At 26.0% G+C, this 5,918-nt stretch carries 7 protein-coding genes; all 7 read left to right on the top strand.

Annotation, left to right across the window (positions count from 1 at the left end; all coding sequences use genetic code 11):
- Nucleotides 1–299 precede the first annotated feature (299 nt).
- Nucleotides 300–1,187, top strand: a complete 888-nt coding sequence (locus VJ881_07205) for a YegS/Rv2252/BmrU family lipid kinase (protein HKL75837.1) — start codon at nt 300–302, stop codon at nt 1,185–1,187.
- A 28-nt stretch (nt 1,188–1,215) separates the two neighbouring features.
- Nucleotides 1,216–1,647 carry a DUF523 domain-containing protein gene (locus VJ881_07200; GenBank protein ID HKL75836.1) on the top strand — a complete coding sequence of 144 codons (432 nt, stop codon included), beginning with the start codon at nt 1,216–1,218 and terminating at the stop codon, nt 1,645–1,647.
- A 110-nt stretch (nt 1,648–1,757) separates the two neighbouring features.
- The gene (locus VJ881_07195) at nt 1,758–2,216 is read left to right on the top strand and encodes a redoxin domain-containing protein (GenBank protein ID HKL75835.1); all 459 of its coding nucleotides are present in this window, start codon (nt 1,758–1,760) and stop codon (nt 2,214–2,216) included.
- Between the two features lie 132 nt (nt 2,217–2,348).
- Nucleotides 2,349–3,215, top strand: a complete 867-nt coding sequence (locus tag VJ881_07190) for a YitT family protein (protein HKL75834.1) — start codon at nt 2,349–2,351, stop codon at nt 3,213–3,215.
- An 11-nt stretch (nt 3,216–3,226) separates the two neighbouring features.
- Nucleotides 3,227–3,703: a GNAT family N-acetyltransferase gene (locus tag VJ881_07185; GenBank protein ID HKL75833.1), complete on the top strand. Its 477-nt coding sequence runs from the start codon at nt 3,227–3,229 to the stop codon at nt 3,701–3,703.
- 30 nt (nt 3,704–3,733) lie between these two features.
- On the top strand, nt 3,734–4,726 hold the full coding sequence (locus tag VJ881_07180; protein ID HKL75832.1) for a GTPase: 993 nt from the start codon (nt 3,734–3,736) through the stop codon (nt 4,724–4,726).
- Between the two features lies 1 nt (nt 4,727).
- Entirely contained in the window at nt 4,728–5,810 is a 1,083-nt protein-coding gene (ddlA, locus tag VJ881_07175) for a D-alanine--D-alanine ligase (protein HKL75831.1), read from the top strand.
- The last annotated feature ends 108 nt before the right edge of the window (nt 5,811–5,918 follow it).

The following is a 5,918-nucleotide window of genomic DNA, read 5'->3' as shown; positions in this document are numbered from 1 at the left end:
AAAAAAACTACTAAATACTACTTGAAGATATTATTATGAATAAAAGTTAATATTTTCTTTTATATATATCATCTCCTTTCATTTAAAAATATTATAAATAAATCTTGACTTATGTAATAATTATATATAAGTTTCTATTTTCCTTCATTAGAATATTAATAATTTTATTTGATAAAGGAAAAATTCATAATTACTACTAAATAAAAATAATAAAAAGGAAAATGGTTATTTTTGCTTAAATAATATATTAAGACAAATAGTAAATGACAAATAATAATTGTTTAATTTTGGAGGTAAAAATGAATAAAATAAAATTATTATATAATCCTAAATCTGGACCAGGAAATTTTTCAAATAAAATTGATAATTTTTTAAATGAGTTTCAACCTGAATATGATATAGATATAAATAGATTAATTAATTTTGACCTTATGAAAAAATTTTCAAAAATAAAAGATGAGGAGTATGATACAATTATTGTTGCTGGAGGAGATGGAACAGTACATAGTGTAGCAAATGCTATGTTAAAAAATAATATTAAAATTCCCCTGGCTATTCTTCCTACTGGTACTATTAATGATTTTGCTGCTACTTTAAATCTTCGTAATAATTTTAATAGTTTATTTGAACTAATAAATAATAAAAAAATAAAAAAAATTGATGTTGGAAAAGTTAATGACGAATATTTTATAAATGTTTGTTCTGGAGGCTTTATAACAACAATACCCCATAAAACTGATGCAAAATTGAAAAATAAATTAGGTAAAGTAGCCTATTATTTAAAAGGTATTCAGGAATTCCCAGGGTTTAAATCTCTACCTTTAAAAATTATTACAGATGATAAAGAATTTACAGAAAATATTTTTATGTTTTTATTAATGAATAGTAGTCGGGCCGGAGGATATAAAAATATTAATCCTCAAAATAGTCTTGATGATGGGTTGTTTGAATTAATAGCAATTAAGTATACTAATTTATATGAAATGACTAATTCTTTAATTGATTTGTTTATAAATAAAAACTTAGACAATAAAAATATTATATATTTAAAAACCAGCAGGTTGGAAGTTATCCCCTTAAAAAAATCTTTAGAAGATCATACAGATTTAGACGGAGAAAGAGGTCCTGATTATCCACTAGATATTAAAATTATACCGAAATCTTTATCAGTATATACTTATATATAAATTTTAATCTATTAATGGAGTGATTATAATGTTAATTATCAGTGCCTGTTTGGTAGGGGTAAATTGTAAATATAATGGTGGAAATAATAAAAATAAAAAAATCTATGAAATATTTAAAGAAGGTAAGGTGGTTCCTGTATGTCCAGAAGTTTTAGGAGGTATGGATATTCCTAGAATTCCCTGTGAAATTAAAAGTTTTTCTAATAAAAGAAGAGTAATAAATAAAGAGGGAAAAGATCAAACTCAAAAATTTAAAAGAGGAGCAGAAAAAACTCTGAAAATAGCAAAATCAATTGGAGCTAAAAAAGCTATTATGAAATCTAGAAGTCCCTCTTGTGGTTTTGGTAAAATATATGATGGAAATTTTTCAAATACATTAATTAAAGGTAATGGAATTACAGCTGAGTTATTAAATAAAAATGGAATAGAGATAATAACAGAAAATGATTTAAAAAAATAGCAAAAATTATATAATGTTTAACAGAAATTAGAAAAGTTATTTGTTAAGATTAAAATAGAAAAGAAAAAAATGTATAGATATTTTTATAATATTTAAAAGGAGTGATAAAAATGACAATTAGTAAAAATGATAAAGTAAAAGAGTTTACTTTGAAAAATCAAAATGATGAAGAAGTAAGTTTATCTGACTATGAAGGTAAAAAAGTATTGTTATCTTTCCACCCATTGGCCTGGACAAGTGTATGTACTAAACAGATGAAAGCACTTGAAAAAAATTATGAGGTATTTAAAGAAAACAATACTATTCCTCTAGGTTTAAGTGTAGACCCTCAACCAAGTAAAAAAGCCTGGGCAGAAGATATGGGATTGGAAAAGTTAGATATTTTATCTGATTTTTGGCCTCATGGTGAATTTTCAAAAGAATTAGATATATTCATTGAAAAACTAGGATTTTCTGGGAGAGTAAATATTCTTCTGGATGAATCTAGAAATGTAATCTGGGCAAAAGAATATGAAATAGGGCAACTACCTGACATTGATGAAGTATTAAACAAAGTAAAAAATAATTAATATATAAAGTTTTCTAAAAAATATTTATAAATTACTAAAGCTGCCCATAATTGGGCAGCTTTAATTTTTGAAAGTCTTTAAATAAATGAATTCTTATGTTAGAATAATAGCATGTATAATGGAGGTGATTTAATGGATTTTGATTTTAAAAACTTTTTTATAAAATCTACTGGAATTTTAGTTGGATCATTTTTGATTGCTCTTGGTTTAGTAATATTCTTTGTTCCAAATAAAATTGCTCCAGGAGGAGTAACAGGTATTGCGACAGTTTTACATTACTTATTTAATATAAGAGTGGGTATTTTAGTATTATCAATTAATATTCCTTTATTTTTAATTGCACTCAAAATTTTAGGTAAAAAAGTAGGTTTAAAAACTCTATGGGGAATATTATCCCTATCTGTTTTAATAGAATTATTATCAAAACTAAATCCAGTTATTACTGAGAATTATTTTTTAGCAACTATTTATGGTGGTGCACTTGCTGGACTTGGTTTGGGAATTGTTTTTAGATTTGGAGGTACTACCGGTGGTACTGATTTAATTGCTGCAATTTTAAATAGATATTTTCCGAGTATAAGTATGGGAAAAGGTTTACTTATTATTGATGCTTTTGTGATAACAATGGCTGGTATAGTATTTAATGCTGAACTTGCTCTTTATGCTATGATTGCAATATTTGTTCAATCAAAAATAATAGATTTTGTCCAGGAAGGTCTGGATTACACAAAATCAGTAATTATTGTATCAAACCATTCAGATGAAATTGCAAATGAAATAATGAGAGAATTAGGACGAGGAGTAACAGGTTTAAAAGGTTATGGTGCTTATAGTGGTAAAAAGAAGAATGTACTTTTGATTACAATTTCTCGAGCAGAAATAACCAAATTGAAAAATTTAATTTTTAATGTAGATGATAAAGCTTTCGTTATTTTAAATAATGCCCATGAAGTTTTAGGAGAAGGTTTTAAAAATTATAGATATTCTACTTTTAATTAAGGGAGATTAAAATGAAAATAGATAAAAGTGAAGTAAAAATAATTGAATATAAAGATGAATATAAGAAAAAATATAAGGAATTGGCTATGGAATGGCTTAATAAGTATAATTTATATGAACATGAGGATGAATTAATATTAAATAATCCTGATAAATTCATTTTAAATAAAGGTGGATATATATTTCTGGCCGAATATGAAAAACAAATCATTGGAACTGTTTCTTTAATTCCTGATGAGAATAAAGTTTTTGAACTTGCAAAATTAGCTGTTACAAAAAAATATCAAAATAATGGTATTGCAAAAGTTTTAATTGAAAAGGCCATAGAAATGGCTAAAAAAGAAGAAGCTAAAAAAATATTACTATATAGTAATACTAAATTAGATAAAGCCTACCATTTATATAAAAAATATGGCTTTAAAGAAATAAATTTGAATAAGAACAAATATGAGACTGCTAATTTGAAAATGGAATTAAATTTATATTAAATATTTATCTTTAAAAGTGAGGTGAATAAAATGCCTGCAAATTTAACCCCTCAATATTATGAAGCAGAAGAGGCTTTTAAAAAAGCTAAAACTAAAGAAGAAAAAATTGCTGCTTTAGAAGAAATGCTGGCGGTTATCCCCAAACATAAAGGAACAGATAAATTACAGGCCAATCTTCGTAAAAAATTATCACAAATAAAAAAACAGGATGAAAGTAAAGGTGGTAATGTACAGGATGATCCTTATTTAATTGAAAAACAGGGAGCAGGCCAGGCAGTATTGCTGGGATTTCCTAATACAGGAAAATCATCTATTATTAAATCACTAACTAATGCTAAAGTAAAAGTAGCTAATTATCCTTTTACTACCAATCTTCCTGAACCAGCTATGATGCCTTATGAAGATATAAAAATACAGTTAGTGGATACACCTCCACTTACAAGAGATGGAATTCCAGGACCATTTATGACAACTATATTAAATGCAGAATTACTTCTTTTGGTAATAGATTTAAGTAGTGATAAATGTATTGATCAATTACAGGATTTACTTGAACTTTTTAAAGAAAGACGGATTATAAGAGATAAGGTACCTGAGGGAGTTAGAGCTTTTAGTTCAGAAAAATATCATATACTGGCTACTAAATCTGATGTTGAAGGTAGTAAAGAAAATCTAAAAATTATTAATGAACTAATGCCAGGGATAGATGAAATTTTGCCATTATCAGCAGAAAAAGGAGATAATTTAGATAAATTTAAGGAAATGTTATTTAATAAATTAAATATAATTAGAATATATACTAAAGCTCCAGGTAAAGATCCTGATCTTGAAAAACCTTTTACACTCAAAAAAGGAGCTACAGTATATGATTTTGCTCAAAAAATACATAGAGATATTGCAAAAAATTTAAAGAAAGCTAGAGTATGGGGTTCTGCTCGTTTTGATGGTCAATCAGTAGCAAAAGACTATTTACTTGAAGACGGAGATATAGTTGAATTACATGAAAACAATCGAGGTGATTAAGGTGACAAAGAAAAGGCTGGCAATATTATTTGGAGGAAGATCAGCTGAACATGAAGTTTCAGTAAATTCAGCAAATAATATATATAAGGCAATAAATAAAGAAAAGTATGAAGTTATTGTCATTGGGATAGATCATAAAGGAAAATGGTATTTGTATAATAAAAAAGATTTAAAAAATTTAACTGATCCAGATAAAAAAGAAGATTATTTTGAAAAATTAGCTTTAATACCTGGCAATAATGATAAGCAATTTTATAATTTAGAGAAAAATAAATTTATAAAAAAAATAGATGTTATTTTTCCTGTTTTACATGGTCCATATGGTGAAGATGGTACAATACAGGGACTTATAAAAAATATTGATACTCCTTTTGTAGGAGCTGGAGTTTTAGCTTCAGCAATAGCTATGGATAAAGGGGTGATGAAACGATTATTAAGTGAAGAAAATATTAATATTGCTGATTATCAGGTTATAAAAAATAATAAAAATATTGAAGTAAATAATTTAATTAATAAACTGGGTTTGCCTCTTTTTGTAAAACCAGCCAATTTAGGTTCTTCAGTAGGTGTAAAGAAAGTAATAAAAAAAGAAGAACTGACAAATGCAATTGATTATGCTTTGAAATTTGATAATAAAGTAATTGTTGAGGAATTTATAAAGGGCAGAGAAATTGAATGTTCTGTTCTTGGTAATGAAAAAATCAAAGCTTCCTTACCTGGTGAAATAATACCTCAGGACGATTTTTATTCTTATGAAGCTAAATATATTAATGACCAGGGGGCAGTTTTATCTTTTCCAGCAGAATTATCTGATGAATTAACAAAAAAGATTAAGGAAATTTCTTTAAAAGTTTATAAAACTCTATTAACTGAAGGAATGGCTAGAGTAGATTGTTTCTTAAAAGAAGATGGAGAGATAATTGTTAATGAAATCAATACTATTCCTGGATTTACTAAAATAAGTATGTATCCAAAATTATGGGAAATAAGTGGTATAGGTTATTCAGATTTAATTAATCATTTAATTGAATTAGCTTTTAAAAGATATGAAAAAGAGATTAAACTAAAAAACAACTATAATTAATAAAAAGACCCGGATTTATTTTAATAATAAACCGGGTCTTAAGTAATAAATTTACTCAGAAACAGATGAAGCTGTTAACCAATCATTTACTATTTCAGGATTTTCATT

The organism is Halanaerobiales bacterium, from assembly GCA_035270125.1.
GTDB lineage: Bacteria > Bacillota > Halanaerobiia > Halanaerobiales > DATFIM01 > DATFIM01.
This window is presented reverse-complemented; position numbering and strand designations above follow the sequence as displayed.

What these genes read in the sequence shown, in the direction of transcription:
- VJ881_07205 (HKL75837.1), top strand. Translation starts at nt 300, where the DNA reads ATGAATAAAATAAAATTATTATATAATCCTAAATCTGGACCAGGAAAT.
- VJ881_07200 (HKL75836.1), top strand. Translation starts at nt 1,216, where the DNA reads ATGTTAATTATCAGTGCCTGTTTGGTAGGGGTAAATTGTAAATATAAT.
- VJ881_07195 (HKL75835.1), top strand. Translation starts at nt 1,758, where the DNA reads ATGACAATTAGTAAAAATGATAAAGTAAAAGAGTTTACTTTGAAAAAT.
- VJ881_07190 (HKL75834.1), top strand. Translation starts at nt 2,349, where the DNA reads ATGGATTTTGATTTTAAAAACTTTTTTATAAAATCTACTGGAATTTTA.
- VJ881_07185 (HKL75833.1), top strand. Translation starts at nt 3,227, where the DNA reads ATGAAAATAGATAAAAGTGAAGTAAAAATAATTGAATATAAAGATGAA.
- VJ881_07180 (HKL75832.1), top strand. Translation starts at nt 3,734, where the DNA reads ATGCCTGCAAATTTAACCCCTCAATATTATGAAGCAGAAGAGGCTTTT.